The sequence below is a fragment of the Pseudomonas fluorescens genome (assembly GCF_041354075.1).
GTDB classification, from domain to species: Bacteria; Pseudomonadota; Gammaproteobacteria; order Pseudomonadales; family Pseudomonadaceae; genus Aquipseudomonas; species Aquipseudomonas fluorescens_CE.
Genome location: NZ_JARZGC010000013.1, coordinates 48,426 through 74,419 on the forward strand (window position 1 = coordinate 48,426; position 25,994 = coordinate 74,419).

Here is a 25,994-nt window from a genome sequence, read left to right on the forward strand (position 1 = left end):
CTCAGTTCTCCTCGATGTCGGTCGGCAGTGGACGCGGCAAGGCATCGCCGTCGGTGCCATCGAGCCAGTCAATTTTGGACATTTTGCGGACCACGACGAACTCGTCGCGGTTGCAGCCGACGGTGCCGTAGTAGTTGAACCCGTAGGCCTGCTGGGCATAGCCGCCGATCATGTGGGTCGGCTTGAGCACCACGCGGGTCACCGAGTTGTGGTGGCCGCCACGGGTCTTGGTGGTCTGCGCACCGGGCACGTTCACGATCCGTTCCTGGGCGTGGTACATGATCACCATGCCGTCCTTGACCCGCTGGCTGACCACCGCACGGGCGGTCAAAGCACCGTTGGCGTTGAAACACTCGACCCAGTCGTTGTCCTCGATGTTCGCGCGCTTGGCGTCGTTCTCCGAGAGCCAGACAATCGGGCCGCCACGGCTCAGGGTGAGCATCAGCAGGTTGTCGGTGTAGGTACTGTGGATGCCCCATTTCTGGTGCGGGGTGATCCAGTTCAGGACGATCTCGGTCTCGCCATTGCCGCGCTTGCCTTTCACCCCGGCGATGGTCCGGGTGTTGACCGGCGGCCGGTAGTTCATGAACTGCTCGCCGAACGCCTGCATCCACGGGTGATCCTGGTAGAACTGCTGGCGACCGGTGATGGTGCGCCACGGGATGTCTTCATGGACGTTGGTGTAGCCGGCGTTGTAGCTCACGTGTTCGTCCTCGAGCCCCGACCAGGTCGGGCTGGAGATGATCTTGCGCGGCTGCGCCTGGATGTCGCGGAAACGAATCGCCTCGTGGGCTTTGGACAGCGCCAGGTGGCTGTGGTCGATGCCGGTGAATTCCGACAGCGCCGCCCAGGCCTTGACGGCCACATGGCCGTTGGTTTCCGGGGCCAGGGACAGGATCACTTCGGCGGCATCGATGGCGGTGTCGATTTTTGGCCGACCCTGGCTGATGCCCGCTGCGGTTTCGTGATGATTGAGTTCGCCGAGGAATTCCACTTCCTCCTCGGTGTTCCAGTTGATGCCCTTGCCGCCGTTGCCGTGTTTCTCCAGCAAGGGGCCCAGTGAGGTGAACTGCTTGTAGATGTTGGTGTAGTCACGCTCCACCACTTGCAGGTTCGGCGCGTTCTTGCCCGGCTGTGGGGCCACGCCGGCGGTTTTCCAGTCGGTGCCGCCAAACGGTTGGGCCAGTTCGCCCACGCTGTCGTGCAGCAACGGCACGGTCACCAGGTCCTGCTCGACGCCCAGGTGCCCTTCGGACATGGCGGAAAACGCCTTGGCGATGCCTTTGTAGATTTCCCAGTCGGACCGCGATTCCCACGCCGGGTCGATCGCCGCCGACAACGGGTGAATGAACGGGTGCATGTCCGAAGTGTTCATGTCGTCCTTTTCGTACCAGGTCGCCGTCGGCAACACGATGTCGGAATAGACGCAAGTCGAGGACATGCGGAAGTCCAGGGTGGTCACCAGATCGAGCTTGCCGATGGCACCCTCGTCGACCCATTCGGCTTCTTCAGGCTTGCAGTCACCGACCTGGCCGATGTCTTCGTTCATCACGCCGTTCTTGGTGCCCAGCAGGTACTTGAGCATGTACTCGTGGCCCTTGCCCGAGGAGCCCAGCAGGTTGGAACGCCAGATGAACATGTTGCGCGGGAAGTTGACCGGGCTGTCCGGCTGTTCGCAGGCAAAACGCAGCGAACCGTCCTGCCACGACTTGACCACGTAGTCCTTGGGGTCCATGCCGGCAGCGGCGGCATCACGGCAGATGTGCAGCGGGTTGGTGTTCAGTTGCGGCGCGCTCGGCAACCAGCCCGCGCGTTCGGCGCGGATGTTGTAGTCCAGCGCGTGCTCGGGGAACTGCGACTTGTCGGCCAGGGGCGAGAGCACATCGTGCATGCTCATCTTCTCGTGGCGCCATTGCGAGCTGTGCGCGTAGAAGAAACTGGTGCCGTTCATCTGGCGTGGCGGACGGCTCCAGTCCAGGCCGAAGGCCAGCGGCAGCCAGCCGCATTGCGGACGCAGTTTTTCCTGGCCGACGTAGTGCGCCCAACCGCCACCGGTCTGGCCGACACAGCCGCAGAGCATGAGCATGTTGATCAGCCCGCGGTAGTTCATGTCCATGTGGTACCAGTGGTTCATCGCCGCGCCGACGATGATCATCGAGCGACCACGGGTCTTGTCGGCGTTGTCGGCGAACTCACGGGCGATCTGGATGGCTTTCTCACGGCTCACGCCCGTGATCTGCTCCTGCCAGGCCGGGGTGCCGGGCACCGAGGCGTCGTTGTAGTCGCGGGCGACGTTGGCGCCACCCAGGCCACGGTCGATCGCCAGGTTGGCGGCCGAGAGGTCGAAGACGGTGGCCACCTTGGCCACGCTGCCGTCGGCCAGCACCACGCTGTGCACCGGCACACGGCGGTACTGCACCGCATCGCCGGCCACGTGCTGGAAGTGCTCCTGCACTTCGCCGGCAAAATACGGGAAGGCGACTTCGGCGACGTCGTCACCGATCAGGCTGAGCTTGAGGTCGATTTCGCGGCCTTCGCCACCCTCGCGCGGCAGTATGTTCCACTTGCCCTTCTCGCCCCAGCGATAACCGATGGAGCCTTGTGGCGACACCAGTTCACCGTTGGCATCCAGGGCGATGGTTTTCCATTCCGGGTTGTTGTCCTGGCCGAGGTTGTCGGTCAGGTCGCTGGCCCGCAGGAAGCGATCCGGCTGGTAACCGGCCCCTTCAGCCACGTCCGCCATCGGCTTGAGCAGCACCAGCACCGGCAAATCGGTGTAGCGCTTGGCGTACTCGGTGAAATACGCGCTCGGCTTGTCCAGGTGGAATTCTTTGAAGATGACGTGGTTGAACGCCTGGGCCAACGCCGCGTCGGTACCCTGTTTTGGGTTGAGCCACAGGTCGGTGAGCTTGGCGACTTCCGAATAGTCGGGGGTGATCGCCACGGTCTTGGTGCCCTTGTAGCGCACCTCGGTGAAGAAGTGGGCGTCCGGGGTACGGGTCTGCGGAACGTTGGAACCCCAGGCGATGATGTAGTTGGAGTTGTACCAGTCGGCCGATTCCGGCACGTCGGTCTGCTCGCCCCAGACCATCGGCGAAGCGGGAGGCAAGTCGCAGTACCAGTCGTAGAAGCTCAGGCAGGCGCCACCGATCAGCGACAGGTAGCGCGCGCCGGCGGCGTAGCTGACCATCGACATGGCCGGGATCGGCGAGAAGCCGACGACGCGGTCGGGACCGTAGGTCTTGATGGTGTAGACGTTGGACGCGGCGATGATCTCGTTGACTTCATCCCAGCTCGAGCGGATGAAGCCACCCATGCCACGCTTGCTTTTATACGAGTCGGCCTTGGCCTTGTTCTCGACAATGCTGGCCCAGGCTTCCACCGGCGCCAGGGTCAGGCGCGCCTCGCGCCAGAGCTTGAGCAGCGGTTTGCGGATTTTCGGGTACTTGAGCCGGTTGGCGCTATAGATGTACCAGCTGTAACTGGCGCCGCGCGGGCAGCCCCGGGGTTCATGGTTCGGCAGGTCGTTACGGGTGCGCGGATAGTCGGTCTGCTGGGTTTCCCAGGTGATCAGGCCATTCTTGACGTAGATTTTCCACGAGCACGAGCCGGTGCAGTTCACCCCGTGGGTGGAACGCACGATCTTGTCGTACTGCCAGCGGGAACGGTAGACGTTCTCCCAGTCGCGGGACTCTTTACGCGTCTCGCCATGACCGTCGGAAAACTCGTTTTGCTTGCGATTGAAAAACCGCAGTTGATCCAGTAAATGACTCAAGGTGTAGTCCTCTCAGGCTTGCTGCGGGGTTCTGCGCCCCGCCCACGCAATGGTTGGATTCGGTTGGTCTCAGCAGGGGTTCGCGGCGCCTTTGCGCGCGTAGCACCACCAGGTCACGAGAATGCAGCTCAGGTAAAAACCGACGAACATGTAGAACGCCATCTCCGGGCCGCCGGTTTGGGCCATCGACGTGCCGAAGGATTTGGGAATGAAGAACGCACCGAAGGCACCCATGGCCGAGCTGAAGCCGAGCACGGCCGCCGATTCCTTGCCGGCATCCTTGAGCGCCTGGTCACGCACGGCTTGCGGTTTGCCCGCCGAGGCTTTCTCGTGCTGGGTGCGGAAGATCACCGGGATCATGCGGAAGGTGGAGCCGTTGCCGATGCCGGTCGTGATGAACAGCAACATGAACATGCCGAGGAAGCCGTAGAAACTGCCGCCCTGTGCCACTTCGCCGTTATGGCTGGCGGGCAGGAAGTGCAGCACGCCGAAGACCATCACGATCATCAACACGAAGTTCCACAGGGTCACCTTGGCACCGCCCAGCTTGTCCGCCAACCAACCGCCCAACGGGCGAACCAGGGCGCCCACCAAGGGGCCGAGGAAGGCGAACTTCAGCGCGATGACATCCGGGAACGAGGTTTTGATCAGCAGCGGGAACGCGGCAGAGAAACCGATGAACGAGCCGAAGGTCGCCAGGTACAACCAGCACATCAGCCAGTTGTGCTTGCGCTTGAAGATCACCGCCTGCTCACTGAACGAAGCGCGGGCACTGGACAGGTCGTTCATGCCGAACCAGGCCAGCACGGTCACCAGCACAATGAACGGCACCCAGATGAAACCGGCGTTCTGCAGCCACAACTCGCCACCGTCCGGCAGCACCCGCGATTTGCCACCGAGGAAGCCGAACACGCCGAAGGTGATCACCAGCGGCACGCAGAACTGCATCACCGACACGCCCAGGTTGCCGAGGCCGGCATTCAGGCCCAGCGCGGTGCCCTGCTGCGACTTGGGATAAAAGAAGCTGATGTTGGACATGCTCGAGGCGAAGTTGCCGCCGCCGAAACCGCAGAGCAAGGCAATCCATACGAACACGCTATAAGGAGTGCTCGGGTCCTGCACGGCGAAGCCCATCCACAGCGACGGAATCAACAGCGACGCGGTGCTCAGTGCGGTCCAGCGCCGGCCACCGAAGATCGGCACCATGAACGAGTAGAAGACCCGGAAGGTGGCGCCGGACAGTCCCGGCAGCGCGGCCAGCCAGAACAGCTGGTCGGTGCTGAAGTTGAAGCCGATGGCGTTCAGCCGCACGATCACCGTGCTCCACACCATCCACACGGCGAACGCCAGCAGCAGTGCAGGAATGGAGATCCACAGGTTGCGCGTGGCGGTCTGTTTGCCGCTGCGCCCCCAGAACGTCGGGTCTTCCGGGCGCCAGTCGTGGATGACCGGGCCCTTGTCAGGCTTTTGCAGAACGGACATGTTCTTCTCCTAGGTAATGCTTGAATTCAGGGGCGGGTCTTCGGTTGCTCTTTGCCGAGCACCGGGTTTTTGCGCACTTCGCTGAGGTACATCCAGATGAGGGAGACCCAGACCACGCCGTACAACAACATGAAGCAGGAGGAGCGCACGCCGGTGAGGTCCACCAGGGCGCCAAACATGATCGGCAGGACGAAGCCGCCCAGGCCACCGGCCAGACCGACGATGCCGGACACCGCCCCCATGTTTTTCGGATAGTCGTTGGCGATGTATTTGAAGACCGAGGCCTTGCCGAACGCGAAGGCGATGCCCATGACGAACAGCAGCACGGTGAACAGCGCCGGATTGAGGCCGATGTGGAAATCCACCGGACCATTGAGGGTCTGCACTTGCAGCTGGGTCTGCGGGTACGACAGCAGGAACAGGCAGATCCAGCTGACCCACAGCACCCACCAGGTCACGCTCTGGGCACCCCAGCGATCCGACATCCAGCCGCCGACCGCCCGCAGCACACCGCCGGGCAGTGAGAAGCAGGCGGCCAGCAGTGCCGCGCTTTGCAGGCTGAAACCGTATTCCTGCACGTAGTACTTGGTCATCCACAGGGCCAGGGCGACATAGCCGCCGAAGACGATCGAGTAGTACTGGCAGTAGCGCCACACCGCCGGGTCTTTCAGCGAGGCCAACTGCTGGCGCAGCGTGGCGCCCGAGGCACTGCGGTGCGTCTTGTTTTCGGCACTGAGGAACCAGAACAGCAACGCGGTGATGAACAGGATCGCGCTGAAGACTTTCGGCACCAGTTGCCAGCTGCCGGCGGCGATCAAGGCCGGGGCGAGAAACTTGGTCACCGCCGACCCGGCGTTACCGGCACCGAACACGCCCATGGCGAAGCCCTGGCTGTCCTTGTCGAACCACTTGGCAACGTAGGCAATGCCCACCGAGAAGGAACCGCCGGCCAGGCCGACGAACAGGCCAAGCACCAGGAATTGCCAGTAGGCGGTGGCGTGGCTGATCAGGTAGAGGGGGCCGACACAGCACAGCATCAGCAGGAAGAACACGCTGCGCCCGCCAAAGCGGTCGGTCAGCAGGCCCAGCGGCAGACGGACCAGGGAGCCGGTCAGGACCGGCGTGGCGGCCAGCAGGCCGAATTGGGTTTCGTTGAGCTGGAGCAGTTCCTTGATCGGCACCCCGAGCACGGCAAACATCATCCAGACCATGAAACAGACAGTGAAGGCCAGGGTACTCATACCCAGTACCAAGCCTTGTTGTACACGGGGTTGGGTCACAATGTTCTCCCAGTCAGTTAGCCATGGCCGCAGACTAAAGAGCCCTACCCCGCAAAAACTTGATCTGCATCAACGTCGACCTGAGCGCCCCAGGCCTATGCTGGCGCCATCTACCTCCAAGGAGGTAGCTCAGGAAAAGCCTGAAACCCCTTGTTTATAAGTGTTTTGACTTTGTCCGCCCAGTGTTCTGTCGACAAGGACCCGTCGACAACTCTTTAGAGGTAGCGCGCCCTGGATCGAGGTGCCCACCTACCCTGGAACGTGTCATGCCTTGTTTTCCCATGTTCTGTAAAGGCCCGCGACCATGATTCGCTGGTTGCGCAGCTCCCTGCCCGCCCGCGCCGGACTGGCCGTGATCCTGATTGCAGTGCTCGCCCTCGCCAGTTCCTTGAGCGCCGGGCTGATCGCCTGGTTCAGCCAGGGCGATGCCGCCGCCATCAACACCGCAGGCTCGGTGCGCATGGAGACCTACCACCTGAGCTGGAAACTCGGTGCCGGTGCGGCGCCGGAAGAAATCGCCGACATCTCCAACAGCCTGCAACGAAGACTCAACAGTCAGTCGCTCAAGGCTGTGCTTGAAGACGGGCCGAGCACGGCTCTGCAAATAAGCTACGGGCAGATCCAGCAACAGTGGCGCGAGGTGTTGCACCCGGCGCTGGCCCGCGGAGATGCCGCGACCTTCCAGGCCCAGGCGCAGCCCTTCGTCGAGCGCCTCAACCAGTTCGTCAGCCTCCTGCAACGCCAGAGCGAACAGAAGCAGAGCTGGCAGCAGCTGATTCAGGGCATGGCGCTGTTCAGCACCATGATCATCCTGCTGATCGGCCTTTACGAATTGCAGTACGGCGTGGTCTCGCCGCTCAAGGAACTGGTGAACGCCACCCAGCGTTTTCGTCGCGGTGAGTTCCAGGTCCGGGTCAATCACCAGTCCCAGGACGAACTGGGCCAGTTGGCCACCAGCTTCAACGACATGGCCGAGACCATCGAAGAGTCCCATCGCACACTCGAGAGCCAGGTCCGGCAAAAAACCCTCAACCTGCAACAAGCCAATGCCGCCCTGGAGCTGCTGTATCAGAGCAGCCGCAACCTGGCGACGCGCCTGGCCAATGCCGAAGGCCTGGACGACCTGATCCGGCGCTTCCAGCAACGCCTGCCCGGCCTGCGCCTGTCCCTGTGCCTGCAAGGCCAGGAACAGGCCCCCGCCCAACAGCTGATCGCCCTGCACGGCGCCAACAGCCGCGAGGTCTGCGCCAGCAGCGATTGCGCCACCTGCGACAGGCACCACAACACCAGCCAGCAGACCTTCAGCATCAGTAACCAGGGCAGCGAATTGGGCGAACTCAAGGCGCACTTCATCGATGGCCACCCCACGCAGGCCTGGGAAACCCAATTGATCCAGGCCCTGGCCAACCTGATCGGCACCTCGCTGTCGCTCAAGCGCCAGCGGGAACAGGATCACCGCCTGCTGTTGCTCGAAGAGCGAACGATCATCGCCCGCGAGCTGCACGACTCGCTGGCCCAGGCGCTGTCCTACATGAAGCTGCAAGTCAGCCGCATGCAGACCTTGATGCGTCGCGGGGAACCGGTGCAGACACTGGAAAACGTCACCAACGAGTTGCGCGAGGGCCTGAACAACGCCTATCGCCAGTTGCGCGAGCTGCTGACCACCTTTCGTTTGCAGATCAACGATGCCGGGCTGATCCAGGAGCTCAAGGACACCGCCGCCGAGTTCACCCGGCGCGGCGAGTTCAAGGTCCACCTGCATGTCGACACGCTGGCCTTCGAGCTGTCGGCCAGCGAACAGATCCATATCCTGCAGATCACCCGCGAAGCGCTGTCCAACTGCCTGCGCCATGCCCATGCGCAGAATGCCTGGCTGGAGCTGCGCCAGGACGGTGAAACCGTACGGCTGCTGGTTGAAGACGATGGACGCGGCTTCAGCGGCGACGTCGACCAGCGCGAACACCACGGTCTAAACATCATGGATGAACGGGCGCGCAGCTTGCGCGGCCATTTGCACATTTTTTCCAGGGAGCCCCAGGGCACCCTCGTCCAGTTGCAATTCCGCCCGGAATTCCTCGGACAGCACACGGAAGGTAGCGTCGCATGAACACTCAACACCGAATCCTGCTGGTAGACGACCATCCGATGATGCGTCGCGGCATCCGTCAGATGCTCGAGCTCGAAGATGATTTCATGATTGTCGGCGAGGCCAACCATGGCGAGGAAGCGCTGACCCTGATCGAGCCGCTGCAACCTGACCTGGTGCTGCTCGACAACAACATGCCGCAGTTGAACGGCATCGAAACCCTGCGTCGCCTGCGGACCATGAACTTCACCGGCAAGGTGCTGCTGTTCACCGTGTCGGATGCCGAAGACGACATTCGTGACGCCCTGCGCCTGGACGCCGATGGTTATCTGCTCAAGGACATGGAGCCCGAACTGCTGATCCAGTACATCCGCGATGCCATGAACGGCACGCTGGTCGTCAGCCCCGGCCTGACCCGGGTCATGGCCCAGGCGCTGCGCTCTCCGCCCCGCCAGGCGGAGGTGGAACTGACCGACCGCGAACGCCAGGTGCTCAAGACCATCGCTGCGGGCCTGAGCAACAAGGTGATCGGGCACAAGCTGGGCATCACCGAAGGCACGGTCAAGGTTCACGTGAAGAACCTGCTGCACAAGCTCGGTTTGCGCTCACGGGTGGAGGCAGCGGTCTGGGCCATGGAGCACCTGCGCAGTGCGGGTTGAGGAGCATGCCTCCTTGGAGGTAGGCCGGCAGAGGCATAGGTCAACGGGCCTGCGCTCTTTACCATGAGCGACAGCGGAGGTACGCCATGCTGACCCATCCATCAATTGTTCTAACCTTGCGTCGTCATCACCTGTTCAGCCAGTTGCCGGAGAAAGTCTTCGAGGAAGTCTGTTCCCTGGCCATGCTCAAACGTCTGAGTTGTCACAGCACGCTGATGCATCAGGGCGACCCGGCCAAGCGCTTTTTCCTGCTGATCAGCGGCCAGATCAAGCTCTACCGGCTGACCGGTGAAGGCCAGGAAAACCTGGTGGAAATCATCCAGCCGGGGCAGACGTTTGCCGAAGCCCTGCTGTTCAGCCAGGCCCGCCTCTACCCGGTGAGCGCCACGGCGCTGAAGGACAGCGTGCTGGTCACCATCGACGGCCAGCACTACCGCAATGCCCTGGAGGACCAGCCGAAAGTCTGCCTCGCGATCCTGGCGAGCATGAGCATTCACCTGCACCTGCGCTTGCGCGACATCGACAACCTGACCCTGGCCAGCGCGAGCCGGCGGGTGATCAACTTCCTGCTCCAGGAACGCCACCCCGACACGGGCCAGATCGTCCTGCAAGTGTCCAAGCGCCTGGTCGCGTCGAAGCTGGGCATCCAGCCGGAAACCTTCTCGCGGATCCTGCATCGGCTGGTCGAGTGCGAGCTGATCGCGATGGAGCGGCGCAATATTCGCATTCTGGCGGATGAGGAGGCGTTGGCGGCGTTTCAGTAGGCGCTCTGACGTAATGGTCGTGGTCGCCACACGCTGGGGATCATGGATGATCGACTGCGCCCTTACTCCCGAGCCTGAAAGGCCCTGATCAAGGTGGCGGTGGACAATACGAGTCGCAGTGGATTATTCAATGAAGGCACAAACCCCAACTTATGCCGGTAGTAGTCGACGGCTGTCAGATCCTTCGCGTCCACCACGATGAACGCCACGCCGGACTGCCTGGACACTGCGTAAACACGGCGGAAGAAGTCGGACATCAATCGCTGACCGAGCCCCTTTCCCTGCATGCACTTGTCAACGGCCAAACGGCTTAAAAGAACGGCTGGCATCGGATAACGCGGCATCCTCCTTTTCTGCCCGTCGCTGAGTTCATCAAGTGACACAGACGCATTCGCCAAGGTGTAGTAGCCGCGCAGCACCTCGCCATCGGTGTAGACGAATGTTCGTGAGACATTGCGCTTTTCGTCCTGCCCGGCACGCTGGGAAATGTACACATTGAGAGCAGCGTGCGCTTCGCAATCAAATGCAGAACGATCAATCGACTTATCGAAGCCAAGATTCGAAGCCCTTAGCGCAGGTGAAGCAATGCGCGAAGCGCCTCTGTCGGTTCTGGAGGGTTATCCAGCAACCGGTAAGCAGTGCTGTAATCGAGCACTGTGGTGCCCTCGATGAAATCAACAGCCAGCTGCTCATGCATGACAGCTCGACCAGCCTGCGCTGCAGCGACTTCCTGGAGCTCTGACGTGACACGGTCGTGCTTGCTCTGGCCGGTTGTCGGCGGCTTCTGGCCAGGTGCATGCCGTTCAGGTTTCGGGGGAGTTTTCTTGTTCACGGTGCAGTCCTCTGCGTGCACGAACTCTACCACCAGATGCTCTTCCATGAGTACTGCACCCGGATGAACCGGACGCATTCCATAATTGTTCATTGCTCACCTCAGCGGTCATTGACGATGTTGATATCAGCGTCTTCAAGACCAGACCTTACGACCGAATCTGCAGGTGGCAAAGCTGATTCTTAGCGTTTTTAACACCCCTTCAGCAATTTCGGAAATGGACTACGTTGCCATTCATTCCGTCGCCAAAAGAGAACGTTTGACCCTTGACTCGTGCCCGCCCCTAATTGCGCACGATCAATTACAAAGCCTGTTCCCCCACACAAAATGGAAGAGCCCATCACCGGAGACTTCCCCAATGCCCCCTTCACCCTTGCCCCTGGTCTATTCCTGCTCGGGCTGTTCCAACGTGGCCCAGTTGGCCAACAACCTGGCGGTGCGCCTGGACCGCAGTGGCGTGGCGGAAATGTCCTGCATCGCCGGCCTTGGCGGGCATGTGGGGTCGCTGGTCAACAAGGCGCGCTCGGGGCGCCGGATCTACGCGCTGGACGGCTGCCCGCTGCAATGCGTGGAGAACTGCCTGAAACAGCATGGGCTGAATGCCGATGTGCACCTGATTCTCAGCCATTACGGTTTGCGCAAGCGTTATGGAGAAGACTGCACGCAGGAGCAAAGTGACCAGTTGTTCGAAGGCATCAAACAGCTGATTACCAGCGATGCCCGCCAGTACGAGCCCCGTAGCCAGGCTCAATGAAATCCCTCTGTGGGAACGGGCTTGCCCGCGATGGCGTGGTGTCAGGTACCGTTGATGTTGGCTGAGCAGGCCTCATCGCGGGCAAGCCCGCTCCCACAGTGGTTTGAATCGTTCACAAAATCTGTGATCGACCCCGGACCCTGTGGGAGCGGGCTTGCCCGCGATGGCGGTGGCATATTCGGCAGGGATGTCATCTGATACACCGCTATCGCGAGCAAGCTCGCTCTCATGGGTTACACGGTGAACCGTCCCACGAGTCCCTCGAGTTCATGGCCCAGGCGGGCCAGTTCGATGCTCGAGGCCGCCGTTTCTTCGCTGGCGCTGGCGGTCTGGTCGGAGATGTCGCGCACGTTGATCACGCTGCGGTTGATCTCTTCGGTGACAGCGCTTTGCTGTTCCGCAGCGGTGGCGATCTGCTGGTTCATGGCCTGGATGGTCGAAACCGTGCGCGTGATGTTTTCCAGCGAGTCGACGGCCAGTCGGGTGAATTCCACGCTGCTCTGGCTCATGCCAAGGCTGGTGTCCATGCTCAGGGAGACGGCCTCAGTACTGCTTTGTATGCCAACGATCAGGCTTTCGATTTCCTCGGTGGATTGCTGGGTGCGTCGGGCCAGGTTGCGCACTTCGTCGGCGACCACGGCAAAACCGCGTCCGGCCTCGCCGGCGCGGGCGGCCTCAATCGCGGCGTTCAGTGCCAGCAGGTTGGTCTGTTGCGCGACGGCCTTGATCACATCCAGCACGCCGCCAATCTTGTCGCTCTGGCCCTTGAGGTGCAGCACCGCCTTCGCCGAACCACCGACCTCCTCTGCCAGGCGCTCGATGCGTTCGATGGCCTCACCCACCACCTGCTCGCCCTGAGTGGCCTGCTGATCGGCGACGGTGGCAGCCCTGTAGGCTTCTTCGGCGTTGCGCGCCACATCCTGTACGGTCGCGTTCATCTGGTTCATGGCGGTGGCAACGTGGTCGGTTTCCATTTTCTGGCTGTTGACCCCGGCACTGGTCTGCTCGGTCACCGCTGAGAGTTGCTCGGCGGCGCTGGCCATCTGCACAACGCTGTGGCGAATCCCGCCGATCAACTCGCGCAGCGCCACGGTCATCTGCTGCAGACGGGTTTGCAATTGGCCCAGCTCGTCGCGTCGGTCAATCGCCACATCGTGGCTCAAGTCGCCCAGCGCCACCCGGGACATCGCGTCGAGGGTCTGTCGAAGGGGGTTGACGATCTGCCGGGTGATCGCCCAGGCCGTCAGCACACCGATGATCAACGCCAGTATTCCGAGCCCGATGAGCAGCGACTTGGCGAACGCCGAGTCGGCATCACGCTTGGCATTTTGTCCATCAATCAATTCCTGGGAAGTGATCAGCAACCGATCGCCCAACTGTATCAATCGATCATACAAAGGCTTGGTATCGATAGAAGGTTGACCCAGTTGCGACAAGATTTGTGTGTACTCTTTAACGGCGTCGACCTGCTCCGCCAGCAGCTTCTTGTCATTGGGCGTAACGAAATGGCCCTGAACACTTTGAAGATGCGCCGCCAATTGTTCCAGCACCTTGCGTATTGGCTGTAAGGCTTCAACTTGCGTGCTGTTGCCCGCGCGCATGCGTTCGATGCGCAACTCCCTGGTGTATTCCCCGACCTTGACGATGTCTTCGATCTTGCCGCCCCGCTCCGTCAACGTGCTCAGCGCATGCCAGCCGGCGATCACCAGCAGAAGTACCAGGCCCAACACAAGACCAAAACCCAGTGCCAATTTGGCACCCACGCGGATATTCCTCATCCATACGAACATATAAGCTCCAAGTGGTCATCGTATTGCCATTTGGAGGAGTTATCGGTCTGGCAGAGCCTTTCTTAAATAGACTTTGGTCGCTGACCATTACCCACTTTTACTTTCACTCAAAAACCTGCAGGCGCGAGCAGGCTCGCGCCCACAGCTTGATCGGTGTTCTTAGCAGATTACTGCGCAGCCAGGCCCTTGCCCGCCCGCTCCAGATTTCGCCACAACCACACGGGCAGGACCTCCGGATCGAGGCTGTCGATCAGGTTTTTCAGGGCCAACCCCAACTCGGTGTCACCTTCGATCACCAGCCTTCGGCGGAAAAACAGGGTGTCAGGGTCTTCCTGGCGGCTGGCCAACAGCAGAAATTCCCGCCAGTTGCCGCTGATGGTCACGTGCGCAGAGGCCTGCTCGGCGATGCGCAGGCCTTCGCGGTTGAGGGTCATGAACCAGGACAGGCCCAGGTCCGGGATGCGCAGGCATAACCAGCGCCCGCGCAGCATTTCGAACTCACCGTCGCGCAGTGGCTCGGCGAGGCAACGATTCAGGGCCTGTTGCAATGCCAGGCGCTGCACAACAAAGGGCACACGACGCACCAGCGGCAACAGCCGGTCGGCGCCTTTCAACAACCACTTTTTCCGGTTCAGCACAGGCCCACCTCCTCGACACGCAACATGCCGGCCTGGCCATGCCAGTAACCGTTACAGCCGTCGACGAACAGCGGCGGCGCCTCACCTGAACGCACGCGCTGATAGGCCGCAATGACCTCTGCCATGCCCTGGGCTCGCGGACTCAGGCGCAGCAGGTCGGCACCACAGGCCACCAGGCCGGGATAATCGGCAAGCAGGTTGGTGACCTCCGCCGACATGGTCTGGATCCCGTTGAGGGTGAACAGTGCCTGCCCTTCCTGGCTGGTCAGCGCCAGGCCGTCCGGGTAGTTGAGGCAACAGAACTGGCAGTCGTCCTTGGGCCGGTTTTCCGCCCGCGCGGTAAAGCAGCGCGCCGAATAGGCCAGCGGTAGATGACCATAGGCGAAGATCTCCACTTCCGGCACCGCATGCCCCAGTTCACGCACCTGCTCGATGACATCGCGGATCAGGATCGCCGAGCACTCCACCGGCGGCACCCAGCGGGTCATGCCGCTGTCGAGCATCTGCGCCAGCGAATGGCCGTTGTACAGATTGAGTGCCGGGCCACCCACGAACGGCAACTTGCGCTCGGCGAGGGACTGCACCGCGCTCATGTCGTTGGCTTCCACCAGCAACTGACCGTTGTCGCACAGGCGTCGCACGCTGGACAGCTCCGACGCTGCCTCGATCAGCGTCAGGCTGGACATCACCAGCTGCGCCTGGCTGCATTCCTGCAACTCGCGGCCCAATCCGAGCCACTGGTCGAGGGAAAACGCCCGGCGTTTCGAGCACACGGTCTCTCCCAGGTAAATCACATCCAGAGGCTGGCTCGACATCTCGGCGTAGAAGTTGCCGAGTTGTGTTTTATCCCAATAAAACAGAACCGGTCCAAGGCTGAGTTTCATGTTCTCCCCCTCATTGCCATGATCGATGATAAGCACCCAGGGTGGTCTGGCTGCCTTCGGACAGACCGGCCAGCACCTTGCGCCATTCCTCCTTGACCCGAAAACTGCTCGGCGCCCCGCGATGGGCATCCAGGGCGGCGCGCCAGACCCGGGTGACCTGCTCGACATACGCCGGGCTGCGTTGGCGGCCCTCGATTTTCACCGCTTCGACACCGATGGCCGTGAGCTCTGGGAGCAGGTCCAGGGTGTCGAGGCTGGTGGGTTCCTCCAGGGCATGGAAGCGTTTGCCCTCGACCAGGAAACGGCCCTTGCACAGCGTGGGATAACCGGCCGGTTCGTCAGGGGTGTAGCGGTCGATCAGCACTTCGCTGAGGCGCGCGCTCAAGCCATCGGCATCCTCGCTCCAGCGCACGGCCTTGGCCGGCGAGCAGACGCCGCACAGGTTCGGCGACTCGCCGGTGATGTAGGAAGACAGATGGCAACGCCCTTCCGCCATGATGCACAGGCTGCCGAAACCGAAGACCTCGATCGGCACCGTACTGCTCGCGGCGACCTGGCGCACCTGGGCCAGCGACAACACGCGCGGCAACACCGCGCGACGGATGTCGTAGCGCTGCGCATAGAACGCCAACGCCGTGGCATTGGTTGCCGAGCCCTGTACCGAGAGGTGCAAGGCCAGTTGCGGATGACGCTTGCTGGCGTAGTCGAGCACTCCGGGGTCGGCGGCAATCAACGCATCCACGCCGAAATCGGCGGCACGGTCCACCGCCCGCTGCCAGCGTTCCCAGCCTTTGGGCTGTGGGTAGGTGTTCACCGCGACGTAGATTTTTCGCTGATGCTGATGGATATGGGCGACGGCGGCGTCGAACTGTTTGTCGTCCATGTTCAGCCCCGCAAAATGCCGGGCGTTGGTGTCATCGCGAAAGCCGACGTACACGGCATCGGCGCCTTGGCGCACCGCCGCTTTCAGCGCAGGCAGGTTCCCTGCCGGGCAGACCAGTTGCATGGGTAATCCTCGTGAAAAAACGCCTTGCGGACCGTCGCCTGGTGCCTGTGGCGAGAGTGTCCGCAACCAACCTGAAAAGGCGCTGCCAGTCTAGCCAGACCGGCAGGAACGACCTTGACGGCAATCAATTGCCTTCACTGCGTCAGGCTGGCGAAAGGCAGGAACATCACGTTGTCGTGCTTGAGCACTTGGGTCTCGCGCTCGATCACCGCCAGGCCGTCGGCCCAGCAGGCAGCCATCAACATCGCCGAGCTTTGCTGAGGGTGCAGCGCCACGCTCAACCGGCCTTCGGCATCGGGTACAAGGCGTGCCCGCAGGTATTGCCGACGCTTGTTGCGCTGCGCCCACTCGAACCCGGCCGACACGGCCAATGGCACCGGCAACACCTCACTCACCCCTTGCGCCCGGAGCAGGAACGGCCGCACCACCACCAAAGCGGTAATCAGCGCCGCCGAAGGATTGCCCGGCATGCCGATCCAGGGTTTGCCGAGCACTTCGCCAAAGGCCAGCGGCTTGCCGGGCTGTATCGCCAACCGCCAGAAATCCACGCGGCCCGTTGCCTTGATCGCCTGCTTGAGATGATCTTCCTCGCCGACCGACACGCCGCCGGAACTCAGCAGCAGATCGCACCTTGAGGCGGCCCGGCTCAGGGTCTGGCGACTGATCGCCAGGTCATCGACCATGACCCCGTAGTCGTGCACCTCGACGCCCCAGCCGCTCAACAAGGCGGCGAGCAGGTAGCGGTTGCTGTTGTAGATCTGCCCCGGTTCCAGCGACTCGCCGGGCTCGCGCAGCTCGTTACCGCTGCTGAGCAGGCCGACCTGCAACGGCCGGTAGACCTCGACCCGCGCCACACCGGCGCCGGCCAGCAGCCCCAGTTCCTGAGCGCGCAGGCGTTTGCCCTTCGCGAGCAACAAGGCGCCGCGCCGGATCTCTTCGCCCTCCTTGCGCACGTGATCGCCCAGGTTCACCGGCGGGAACCACACGCCCTCGCCCTCGACCCGACAACGCTCCTGTGGCACCACCGTATCGGCGCCGACGGGCAGCGGCGCGCCGGTAAAAATCTGCGCCGCGTGCTGCGCGAGCAAGGCCGGGCCTGGCGGATCACCCGCCGCAATGCGCCCGCCCATCAGCAGGTAGCCGCCCTCCGGGGGCAGGTCCGAAGCCCTGAGGGCATAACCGTCCATGGCGCTGTTGTCCCAGGCCGGCAGGTGCACCGGGGACAGGATGTCCGCCGCCAGCACCCGGCCCATGGCTTGATCCAGCGCTATCATCTGCGCCAGTGGGGGCGGCGGCACCTGCTCCAGCAATCGGCCGATGGCCTCGTCCACCGGCATCAGGTGCCCGAGGTCACACACCCGCCCGCTCACGAGCGCGTCTCGCAAGCGTCGATCACCCGCTGCGACTGCGCTTTCAAATGCGGCGCGAAATTGCACGGGCCGGTGCGGCTGTCCAGCTGCTCAACGAGAATTTTGTTCCAGGCGGTGCGGCAGGCCCCCGGCGAACCGGGCACGCAACACACCAGCACGCCGTTGCTCATGCCGGCCAGAGCCCGGGATTGCAGACTGGACATGCCGATCTCTTCCAGCGACACCTGGCGGAACAGTTCGCCAAAACCTTCCACGTGTTTGTCCAACAGCGGCACGACCGCTTGCGGGGTGTTGTCGCGAGCGGTGAAGCCGGTGCCGCCCGTCATCAGGATGACTTGCACCTGGGGGTCGGCGATCCAGCGGGACACGGTGGCGCGGATCTGATAGATGTCGTCCTTGACCAGGTCGCGATCGATCAACCGGTGCCCGGCCGTTTGCAGCAGGTCGGCCAGGGTCTGTCCCGATGTGTCGGTGTCGAAGGTGCGCGTGTCGCTGATGGTCAACACCGCAATGTTCAGTGGTTCGAAAGTGCGTTGCGCCAGATGGGCCATGTTCAAGCCTCCCATGGAAAATGATGGGTCCAAGCCTGAACCGGATCGCTGGCCTGGCCTATTCCTCCAAGGAGGTACCTCGACCGGCGACCGCACGTTCAGGGTGCCAGCCGGCTGCGACGCCAGAGGCCGTCGTGCAGGCGATAATCGACGCGGTCATGCAGGCGATCGGCGCGCCCCTGCCAGAACTCCAGGCGCTCGGGGTGCAGGCAATAACCGCCCCAGTGTTCGGGACGCACGACCGGCTCGTCGACAAAACGCTTGGTGGTTTCGGCCAGCAGTTGGTCCAGCGCGGCACGGCTGGCCAGCGGACGGCTCTGCGGTGACGCCCAGGCCCCCAGGCGACTGGCCACCGAGCGGCTGTCGAAGTAGGCATCCGACAACGCCGGGTCGAGCTGCGCAACCTGGCCCTCGATGCGCACCTGGCGCTCCAGCCCCGGCCAGAAAAAGGTCATGGCAGCATGGGGGTTCGCGGCCAGTTGCCGGCCCTTGTCGCTCTGGTAATTGCCGAAAAAGGTAAAGCCCTGGTCGCTCATCCCCTTGAGCAACAGCACCCGGCAATGCGGTCGGCCTTGAGGGTCGACGGTGGCCAGCATCATGCTGTTGGCCTCCACCGGTGCCTGCTCGGTTTCACGGGCCTGTCGCAGCCACTGGCGGAACATCGCCAGCGGGTCGTCCAGCGCCTGTTCGTCCTGCAAGCCAAACAGGGTGTAGTTACGGCGCATTTGCGCCAGGGAAAGCGTCATGGCGAGGTTCTCCGGTGGTTTTCTGCCCAGTGTGCGAGCTACCGGGCCAGACCACCTTGATCGCCATCAATCGCGCCGCGCTTACTTGAGCCCCAAGCGCCGGGCCAGCTTGTGCAGGTTGCTCGCATCGACCGCCAGCATCCGTGCGGCGCGGGCCCAGTTGTCATCGGCCAGGCGCAGGGAATGCAGGATTTTCTGTCGCTGGCAGTCGTCCACCGCGTCGCTCAAGGCCTGGAACGGCACGTCGTTCGCCACGCCCTGCGGCTGCTCGGCGACCACGCCCTGGGTGCCCGTCGCACTGTCCAGATCGAGCACCTGGGGCTCCAGCGTGATGATCAACGCGCGACTGGTGCCACGACTGAGTTCCTTCAAGGCGGCGCGGCTGATGACGTGCTCCAGCTCGCGCACGTTACCCGGCCAGCTGTACGCCAGCAGCGCCCGTTCGGCCGCCGGTGACAGACGCAAGCCGCGCAGACCCAGGCGTGCCCGGTTGAGTTCGAGGAAATGCCCGGCCAGCATCAATACGTCGTTGCCACGTTCGCGCAAGGCCGGGATCGGCACCGGGTAGACCGAGAGGCGATGGTACAGGTCGGCGCGAAACAGGCCGTCGCGGATGCTGTCGGGCAAGTGGCGGTTGGTTGCGGCGATGATGCGCACGTCGACATGCAGCGGCTTGTCCGCGCCCAGGCGCTGGATCTCGCCGTTCTGCAAGGTGCGCAGCAATTTCGCCTGCACACTCAACGGCAACTCCCCGACTTCATCGAGAAACAGCGTACCGCCGTTGGCGGCGTCGAAGCGGCCGGCGCGGTCAGCAGTGGCGCCGGAAAAGGCGCCTTTGACATGGCCGAACAATTCACTCTCGGCCAGGGACTCGGGCAACGCCGCGCAGTTGACCTGGATCAGCGGCTCGTCGCTGCGCCGCGACATACGATGCAGGCGCCGGGCGAACAACTCCTTGCCAACGCCGGTCTCACCCAGCAACAGCACCGGCAGGTCAGAGTCGGCCAACACATCCAGCTCGTTGAGCAAATGATGCACCACGTCACTCTGGCCGATGATCTCGCCCTCTTCGACGGGCATCTGCAAATCCTGGGGGTCGCTGCGCGAGAGGCGCAGGCTGCGGTTTTCCTGCTCCAGGCGCGTGACGCGTACCGCCGCTTCGATCTGCAGGGTGCAGCGCTTGAGCTCATCCCGTGCACGGCTGTCGAACGTCCCGGGATGCAGCGCGTCAAGGGTGATCGCGCCCCAGATCCGCCCCTCCACGTACAGGCTCACGCCCATGCAGTCATGCACCGACAGCGACTCGCCGACCTGATGATCGACCAGGCCATCATAAGGGTCCGGCAAGCGACTGTCGGGCTCGAACCAGGTCGGCTCGCGTGACGCCATGATCGCGGCCAGGCGTGGATGTTGCGCGATGATGAACCGCCGCCCCAACGCTTCATGGGCCAGTCCCACGGTGGCCACCGGTCGCAGGCTGTCCTCATCCAGACGCAGCAGGCCCACGGCACCACTGTTGAAATATTCGCGCAAGGTCTGCACCAGACGCTGCAACCGCACAGCATTGGGCAACTCGACAATCAGGTCAGCCGCCAGGCTTTCACGCAACATGGTAGTCATCACCCTCTACGGTGGTATTGACCCTGGATCATCAGGGTGCATACCACCACGCCAAAAAAAATAATCCATAGTTATCAATCAATTAACTATGGCACGCCGAATGCAATAAACCTGGGGAACCGTTTGAAATCGCAACAAGGAACCCCTGATGAGCCTGAATCTGCTGGAACAAAGCCTTGGCCAACTGGCCTGCGACATTCCCGGTGCCACCCGGATCTTTCACACCTTCAAGCTGGACTTCTGCTGCGGTGGCCACAAAAGCCTGCGCGATGCGGCGTTGAGCAAAGAGCTCGACCCGGTGGTGATCGCCGAAGCCCTGCACATCCTGCAAGACGCCGGCGAAACCCAGCAGGACTGGCGCCATGAACCGACCGAAGAACTGATCGCCCACCTGCTGACCCGCTACCACGCCCGCCACCGCGAACAACTGCCGGAACTGATCCGCCTGGCGCGCCGCGTGGAGCATGTCCATGGCGCGCGCCCTACCTGCCCCAACGGCCTGGCCGACCTGCTGAACGATCTGCAACAGGAACTCGAAAGCCACATGCTCAAGGAAGAACAGGTGCTCTTCCCGATGCTGCAACAAGGCTTCGGCCCCCAGGCTGCGCCGCCGATCCAGGTCATGCGTTTCGAACACGATCAACACGGCGAATCGCTGGAAAAACTGCTCGCCCTGACCAACAACATCACGCCGCCGGCCGATGCCTGTAATACCTGGCGCGCCCTGTATCGCGGCCTGCTGGAATTCCGTGATGACCTGATGCAGCACATCCATCTGGAAAACAACGTCCTGTTCATCAACGCCCTCAACCCACGCTGATCCATCCAACCCTGCAGCCCGCGTCAGCCACCCGGCCGTCGCGGGCTTTTTCATTCAACCGTGCCAATAGAACATCGCTTTGGCGAGCATCACGATCAACACCATGTGCCCGAGGATGCTGCGGCGAATCCAGGTGGCGCGGGCATCGCTCAGGCGGCCCCTGGCTAGCCAGAAAGCCAGCAAAAAGTAGTGGCCGATGATGCTCAGCGCCAACAGGATCTTCAGGCTCAACAGCGTGCCGAACTGGCTGGCGAACGGCTGACTCAGCGCGCTCCGGTACTGCCAGGCCATGCCGATGCCGGCGCCATACAAAAGCAACACCACGCCATGCAGCACCTTGCGCGAGCGCGCGGCAATCGCCCGGTCCGCACTCGCCGCGCCCACCACCTGCAAACGGGCCTGATGCCAGATCAGCACCTCGAAAAACAACGTCCCGATGAAGGCGATGGCCGCCAGCAGGTGTGTCACCAACAGAAAGGGGTACATCGGCATTTACCTCCCCGGGGCTTAACCCGGATGTCCGTCAACCCGGGCACGCAGCAGCATCGGCGCATACCGCCAGGTGTACAGCGCAAACGCCAGCGCCCAGCAGGTGCCCGCGAGCCACAACGCCGGCAACGGGAACAGCGGGACCAGGGCGACGCGGCTCAGGCAACCGAGGTTGAGCAGAATGAACGCCAGGGTCATGCCGCGAGGCGGCTCCAACGGACGCCCGGTGTGGCCAAGGCTGACCCGGGCGATCATCGCCAGGACCAGGCCACCCATCGCACCGATCGTCAGGCAATGCACGGCCAGGCTCGGGTTGATGGGCGCGCCGAAGTGCCACAGCGCCATGCCGAGGCAAGCGATGGCCAACCAACCATAGGCCAGGTGCAGCGACCACAACAGCGGCACCCGCCACAAGCCCCGGTCATGCCAGCGAACCAGACGGATCAGATGCCCGACGCCCAGCACCGCGAACAGCAAACCCACCCAGACATTGGCGTACAGCGCAGGGCCGACGGCGTACAGCACGGCCACCAGCGGCGAGCCGATCAGCAGCAGCCAATCCAGCCAGGCCCACGGCACCACGGCGTCCTTGCGCCCCAGGCCGCGCTGGGTGAAGAACGGAATGACCCGCCCACCGATCAGGCCCATCATGGCTGCCACCAGCCAGAGGCCGGCCAGCACACCCTGACGCTGCCAGCCTTCATGACCGGCGAGCAGCCCGTACAACGACAAGCCATCGGCCACGGCCAGCAACAACAGGACCACCACAATCGGGTAGTTGCGCTTCTGCCGCACCTTCCACAACGTGAATCCCATGACCGCGGCCACCGCCAGCGGGAACGCCAGCTCCAGGACCGCCAGCACCGCCCAGGGTGCATTCGCCAGCCAGGCCACCCGCGCCAGCAACCACACCACCGCCAGCACGGCCAACGGCTGGCCGCTGATGCCGGGACGACTGGTCCAGGTCTGTACGGCGGTCAGCAGGAAACCGGCGATGATCGCCAGCCCGAACCCGAACAGCAATTCATGTCGATGCCAGCCCAGCCACCCCCCAGCAGGCTGCCAACTGGCGATCGAACCGCTGAAGGCGGCCAGCCACAGCGGGATCGCCAACAGCGCCACCAGGCAGCCGGCGAGAAAAAAGGGTCGAAACGCCAGCCGCAAAAGCGGGGGAATCGCCAGCGCCTTACTTCGCTCAAGAACTTGCATGAAGCCACTCCTCTGCTCTACCCGGCGCCTGTCTCCAGCACCGGGTCAGTCCGGGTGCAATCATCGGGGATTAATAATCAAACGCCTTTGTCGCAAATCAAGAGTGCAAGGGTTGTGCCCACTGCCAAGGCCAGGCGGGCGCGGGCGCTCTCGTCATCCTTGAGTCAATCGGACAAGGTCAAAATGACAACTTGCGGTGATTTTGACCCAATCAATCCCGGGTGTTTTTGACCCTGGTCAATGTAGAGCCCCGCGAATACGGGAAAATCAGGCATGGCCCGCGTCTTGCTCAGCATGGGCAAACCTTTACCGTTGATTGCCCGGAGTCCTCATGAAAAAGATCGTTCAGCCATTGGGTTGGTTTGTGGTGTTGAGCTCGGTCCTTGCGCTGGCCAGCGGCCTCTCGCTGGGCCTCGTCTAAGCGGATCGCCAGCCCTCTTCTCAATTTTCAGGATGAACTTCCATGGTGCTTCATCGCGTCCACCACCAGATTCTGCGCAGTCATCATTTGTTCGAACCGCTGAACGACGAACAAATGAATGAACTCATGGCGACCAGCCAGTTGCTGAGCATCGACAAGGGCGAGCCGCTGTTCCGCCAGGGCGAGCCGGCAGACTCGTTCTACTTCGTGATTGCCGGCGCGGTGAAGATCTACCGGCTGACGCCCGATGGCCAGGAGAAGGTGTTCGAGGTCCTTGGCGACCGGCAGACCTTCGCCGAAGCGATGATGCTGATGGACACACCCAACTACGTGGCGTCGGCGGAAGCCGTCTGCCCTACCCAGCTCTACCGTTTGTCCAACAGCACCTACATGCGCCTGCTGCAAAGCAACAGCCGGCTGACCTTTGCCCTGCTGGGCAAACTGTGCGTTCGCCTGCACCAGCGGGTCAACGAAATCGAAACCCTGTCGCTGAAAAACGCCACCCACCGGGTGGTGCGGTATCTGCTGACGCAACTGGTGCGCCAGCAGACCGATCAATTCGAATTGCCGATGGCCAAGCAACTGATCGCCGGCCACCTGTCGATCCAGCCGGAAACCTTTTCGCGGATCATTCGCCGCTTGATCGATGAACAGATCATCACTCAGGACGGTCGGCAGATCGCCATTCTCGACCGTCTGCGCCTGGAACAATTCGAATGAGCGACCTGCCCGTCTGCCTGTATTGCCAACACGCCAATCCGGCGCATGAAGTCGAGTGTCGCGAGTGCGGCATGCCGTTGCCGGCGTTGGCCGCCGGTGCCGGGGAGCGTCGGCAGCGCCGGTTCATGTGGTTCTGTGTCGGCCTGACGGTGTTTTGCGTGGTGATGTTTTTCTGGCTGCCGCGGAGCATCAGCTGATCCTCCCAACACAACACTAAACCTTGTGGGAGCGGTGTCTGCCGAATCACCGCTGAGTCAATTGCCGATACAACTGCGGCAGGCGCAGCGGCAGTTGTTCGGGCTGGCGGATCAGGGTGTAGCCGTTGGCGCCGAACATGTACGGCAGGTAGTCCTCGGCCTCCTGGTCGATGGTGATGCAAAACGGCGTCAAGCCCTGGCGGCGGGCCTGCATGACGGCCTCACGGGTGTCTTCCACACCATAGCGCCCTTCATACAGATCCAGGTCGTTGGGTTTGCCATCGGTGACCAGCAGCAAAAGTTTACTGCGCCGTTTGCTCTGCCCCAGCAGGTGCGTGGCGTGGCGAATGGCGGCGCCCATGCGTGTGTAGTAACCGGGCTTGAGCCCCTGGATACGCCCACGGGTGGTGTCGTCATAACGCTGGCTGAAGGACTTGAGTTCCTGCATGCGCACCTGCTGGCGACGCAGGGACGAAAACCCGTACAAGGCAAAGTCATCACCCAACCCTGACAACGTCTCGCCAAACAGCATCAGACTGTCGCGCACGACATCGATGACCCGATGCTCATCATTCAGGTGGGCGTCGGTGGACATCGACACATCGGCCAGCAACAGGCACGCCAGGTCGCGGCGGGTCTGGCGTTGTTCCATGAACAGGCCCCGCTCGACACACTGCCCGTGCGCGCGCTCGACATGGAAGTCCAGCCAGGCCTGCATATCCAGTTCCGAGCCCTGGGCTTGCTGACGCAACCATTGCCGATCGTTGCGCAGGTGCTCGAACTGGCGCCGCAGACGATGAGCCGAGGCCTTGAGCCGTTGCGGCAGCGGCTGCGCTTCACAGTCACGGGGCACCATCATTTGCAGGTTGACGAAGCTCTCCTGCAATTGCTGCTTGCGGAAGTCCCACTCCGGCAACTTGATGCCCTCGCCCAGGGGAACGTCGTCGACATCCGCCGGCGGCAGATCCAGGTGCAACTTCAGGCCGCCGCCCTTGCGCAGGCGGGTGCGCGAGAGGGTCAATTCATCCAGATCGTCGGCGACCTTCGAAGCGTCCTCGTCTTCGCTGTCGTCCTCCCAACGATCCAGGTCCACGTGTTCGCTCCAGCTGAACAGGTTCTCCAGGCGCACCACCAGGAATCCACCGTCGCGGGTGCTGTCATCGATTCGCTTGGCGCGCTTGCGCCCGCTTTTCTGTTCGCCGGGTGCGGTGGCGAGCGACTCTTCGGATTCCTCGCCCAGGTCCGCTGCCTGCGGGCTGGCAAGATGCTGCGGCGGGTACAGCCACAGCGGCAGTGGCCAGGCCGCCCGTTCGCTGCGCGGGAAATGCTCGACACTGCCCGGCTCGCGCAGCGCCTGGCACAACGCACGCTCCAATGCCGCTTCGCTGCGGTTCAGCGAGGCGGGATCGGGGCGCAGTTGCAGGTGCGCATCGACCAGGCGTTTGTAGCGCGCGCGCAGCGGCGCAAAGCGCTGCAACAACTGCTGCGTCCAGCGCTGATTGTCGCGCCCCCAATGGCGCATTGGCCCGGCCTGCGCCGCCAGCAAGGCCAGCCAGCGATACAGCTCTTCGTTCAGGGCGGCCTCGGGAAACACCGCCAGGCTCGACGGCAGGCGCAACGTCGCGTCATCGCACCAGGCCAACGGCACCTGTTTGCAGGTGCCGGCGATCTGCTGCAGGACGTTGCGCCGCAGCAGCAGATCGCGGTCACTGGCGGCTTCAACGCCCATGCCACTGGCGCCGCCCATGGCGCGGAACAACAGTGCCAGCGCGCGTTGCTGGCTGGCGAACTCGACGCGCGCCTCGGGAAAATCCGGGCTGGCACGCCGGGTGATGAAGCGGTGCCAGACACTGCCGACCCACTCTTCCAGTTCGACGGTAAAGGCCATTTGTCTGCCCTTT

At 62.7% G+C, this 25,994-nt stretch carries 22 protein-coding genes and 1 pseudogene; 7 read left to right on the top strand and 16 right to left on the bottom strand.

What is annotated here, in order from left to right; genetic code table 11:
- Position 1 precedes the first annotated feature (1 nt).
- The 3 genes and pseudogenes from QIW53_RS17545 to QIW53_RS17555 form a co-directional block, all read right to left on the bottom strand.
- Positions 2-3,775 carry a nitrate reductase subunit alpha gene (locus QIW53_RS17545; protein ID WP_371050862.1) on the bottom strand — a complete coding sequence of 1,258 codons (3,774 nt, stop codon included), beginning with the start codon at positions 3,773-3,775 and terminating at the stop codon, positions 2-4.
- Positions 3,776-3,844: 69 nt separating this feature from the next.
- Positions 3,845-5,257 carry a NarK family nitrate/nitrite MFS transporter gene (locus QIW53_RS17550; protein WP_371050863.1) on the bottom strand — a complete coding sequence of 471 codons (1,413 nt, stop codon included), beginning with the start codon at positions 5,255-5,257 and terminating at the stop codon, positions 3,845-3,847.
- Positions 5,235-6,537, bottom strand: a pseudogene (locus tag QIW53_RS17555) (MFS transporter). The gene QIW53_RS17550 and the pseudogene QIW53_RS17555 overlap by 23 nt, the downstream one beginning before the upstream one ends.
- A 304-nt stretch (positions 6,538-6,841) precedes the next feature.
- Here QIW53_RS17555 and QIW53_RS17560 point away from each other — a divergent pair.
- The 3 genes from QIW53_RS17560 (at position 6,842) to QIW53_RS17570 (ending at position 10,046) form a co-directional block, all read left to right on the top strand.
- Complete coding sequence (locus QIW53_RS17560) at positions 6,842-8,644, top strand: HAMP domain-containing protein (protein ID WP_371050864.1); 1,803 nt, start codon at positions 6,842-6,844, stop codon at positions 8,642-8,644.
- A complete protein-coding gene (gene narL / locus QIW53_RS17565; protein ID WP_371050866.1) occupies positions 8,641-9,282 on the top strand; it encodes a two-component system response regulator NarL in 642 nt (213 codons plus the stop codon). The genes QIW53_RS17560 and narL overlap by 4 nt, the downstream gene beginning before the upstream one ends.
- Positions 9,283-9,368: 86 nt before the next feature.
- Positions 9,369-10,046 carry a Crp/Fnr family transcriptional regulator gene (locus QIW53_RS17570; protein ID WP_371050867.1) on the top strand — a complete coding sequence of 226 codons (678 nt, stop codon included), beginning with the start codon at positions 9,369-9,371 and terminating at the stop codon, positions 10,044-10,046.
- Positions 10,047-10,108: 62 nt separating this feature from the next.
- Here the strand turns inward: QIW53_RS17570 and QIW53_RS17575 are convergent, their stop codons facing one another.
- Both QIW53_RS17575 and QIW53_RS17580 read right to left on the bottom strand, forming a co-directional pair.
- Complete coding sequence (locus QIW53_RS17575; protein ID WP_371050868.1) at positions 10,109-10,540, bottom strand: GNAT family N-acetyltransferase; 432 nt, start codon at positions 10,538-10,540, stop codon at positions 10,109-10,111.
- Between the two features lie 74 nt (positions 10,541-10,614).
- Positions 10,615-10,926, bottom strand: a complete 312-nt coding sequence (locus tag QIW53_RS17580; protein WP_371050869.1) for a hypothetical protein — start codon at positions 10,924-10,926, stop codon at positions 10,615-10,617.
- A 310-nt stretch (positions 10,927-11,236) separates the two neighbouring features.
- On the opposite strand from QIW53_RS17580, the gene QIW53_RS17585 reads away from it, so the two are divergent.
- On the top strand, positions 11,237-11,632 hold the full coding sequence (locus QIW53_RS17585; protein ID WP_371050870.1) for a putative zinc-binding protein: 396 nt from the start codon (positions 11,237-11,239) through the stop codon (positions 11,630-11,632).
- A gap of 233 nt (positions 11,633-11,865) precedes the next feature.
- On the opposite strand, the gene QIW53_RS17590 is transcribed toward QIW53_RS17585, so the two are convergent.
- The 8 genes from QIW53_RS17590 to norR all read right to left on the bottom strand — a co-directional run bounded on the left by QIW53_RS17590 (position 11,866) and on the right by norR (position 20,228).
- The gene (locus QIW53_RS17590; protein ID WP_371050871.1) at positions 11,866-13,422 is read right to left on the bottom strand and encodes a methyl-accepting chemotaxis protein; all 1,557 of its coding nucleotides are present in this window, start codon (positions 13,420-13,422) and stop codon (positions 11,866-11,868) included.
- 167 nt (positions 13,423-13,589) lie between these two features.
- Positions 13,590-14,060, bottom strand: coding sequence for a ubiquinone anaerobic biosynthesis accessory factor UbiT (ubiT, locus tag QIW53_RS17595; RefSeq protein WP_371050872.1), 471 nt, complete (start codon positions 14,058-14,060; stop codon positions 13,590-13,592).
- Positions 14,054-14,944, bottom strand: coding sequence for a U32 family peptidase (locus QIW53_RS17600; RefSeq protein ID WP_371050873.1), 891 nt, complete (start codon positions 14,942-14,944; stop codon positions 14,054-14,056). The genes ubiT and QIW53_RS17600 overlap by 7 nt, the downstream gene beginning before the upstream one ends.
- A 10-nt stretch (positions 14,945-14,954) precedes the next feature.
- Positions 14,955-15,950, bottom strand: coding sequence for a ubiquinone anaerobic biosynthesis protein UbiU (ubiU, locus tag QIW53_RS17605; protein ID WP_201192034.1), 996 nt, complete (start codon positions 15,948-15,950; stop codon positions 14,955-14,957).
- 134 nt (positions 15,951-16,084) lie between these two features.
- Complete coding sequence (locus tag QIW53_RS17610; protein WP_371050958.1) at positions 16,085-17,320, bottom strand: molybdopterin molybdotransferase MoeA; 1,236 nt, start codon at positions 17,318-17,320, stop codon at positions 16,085-16,087.
- Complete coding sequence (moaB, locus tag QIW53_RS17615) at positions 17,317-17,871, bottom strand: molybdenum cofactor biosynthesis protein B (RefSeq protein WP_192308236.1); 555 nt, start codon at positions 17,869-17,871, stop codon at positions 17,317-17,319. The genes QIW53_RS17610 and moaB overlap by 4 nt, the downstream gene beginning before the upstream one ends.
- 98 nt (positions 17,872-17,969) lie before the next feature.
- The gene (gene pdxH / locus QIW53_RS17620) at positions 17,970-18,617 is read right to left on the bottom strand and encodes a pyridoxamine 5'-phosphate oxidase (RefSeq protein ID WP_371050874.1); all 648 of its coding nucleotides are present in this window, start codon (positions 18,615-18,617) and stop codon (positions 17,970-17,972) included.
- Between the two features lie 81 nt (positions 18,618-18,698).
- The gene (gene norR / locus QIW53_RS17625) at positions 18,699-20,228 is read right to left on the bottom strand and encodes a nitric oxide reductase transcriptional regulator NorR (RefSeq protein ID WP_371050959.1); all 1,530 of its coding nucleotides are present in this window, start codon (positions 20,226-20,228) and stop codon (positions 18,699-18,701) included.
- A 157-nt stretch (positions 20,229-20,385) separates the two neighbouring features.
- Here norR and ytfE point away from each other — a divergent pair, with 157 nt between their 5' ends.
- Positions 20,386-21,057 carry an iron-sulfur cluster repair protein YtfE gene (gene ytfE / locus QIW53_RS17630; protein ID WP_371050875.1) on the top strand — a complete coding sequence of 224 codons (672 nt, stop codon included), beginning with the start codon at positions 20,386-20,388 and terminating at the stop codon, positions 21,055-21,057.
- 54 nt (positions 21,058-21,111) lie between these two features.
- Here the strand turns inward: ytfE and QIW53_RS17635 are convergent, their stop codons facing one another.
- Positions 21,112-21,543 carry a hypothetical protein gene (locus tag QIW53_RS17635; RefSeq protein WP_371050876.1) on the bottom strand — a complete coding sequence of 144 codons (432 nt, stop codon included), beginning with the start codon at positions 21,541-21,543 and terminating at the stop codon, positions 21,112-21,114.
- Positions 21,544-21,564: 21 nt separating this feature from the next.
- Positions 21,565-22,755, bottom strand: coding sequence for an NnrS family protein (locus QIW53_RS17640; RefSeq protein ID WP_371050877.1), 1,191 nt, complete (start codon positions 22,753-22,755; stop codon positions 21,565-21,567).
- Between the two features lie 463 nt (positions 22,756-23,218).
- Between QIW53_RS17640 and QIW53_RS17645 the strand changes: the two genes are divergently transcribed.
- Together QIW53_RS17645 and QIW53_RS17650 are read left to right on the top strand one after the other, a co-directional pair.
- Positions 23,219-23,896 (top strand): Crp/Fnr family transcriptional regulator, encoded by a 678-nt coding sequence (locus tag QIW53_RS17645; RefSeq protein ID WP_371050878.1) that lies wholly within the window; start codon positions 23,219-23,221, stop codon positions 23,894-23,896.
- Complete coding sequence (locus tag QIW53_RS17650; protein WP_371050879.1) at positions 23,893-24,093, top strand: protein DnrP; 201 nt, start codon at positions 23,893-23,895, stop codon at positions 24,091-24,093. The genes QIW53_RS17645 and QIW53_RS17650 overlap by 4 nt, the downstream gene beginning before the upstream one ends.
- A gap of 46 nt (positions 24,094-24,139) precedes the next feature.
- Here the strand turns inward: QIW53_RS17650 and QIW53_RS17655 are convergent, their stop codons facing one another.
- The gene (locus tag QIW53_RS17655; RefSeq protein WP_371050880.1) at positions 24,140-25,981 is read right to left on the bottom strand and encodes a nitric oxide reductase activation protein NorD; all 1,842 of its coding nucleotides are present in this window, start codon (positions 25,979-25,981) and stop codon (positions 24,140-24,142) included.
- Between the last annotated feature and the right edge of the window lie 13 nt (positions 25,982-25,994).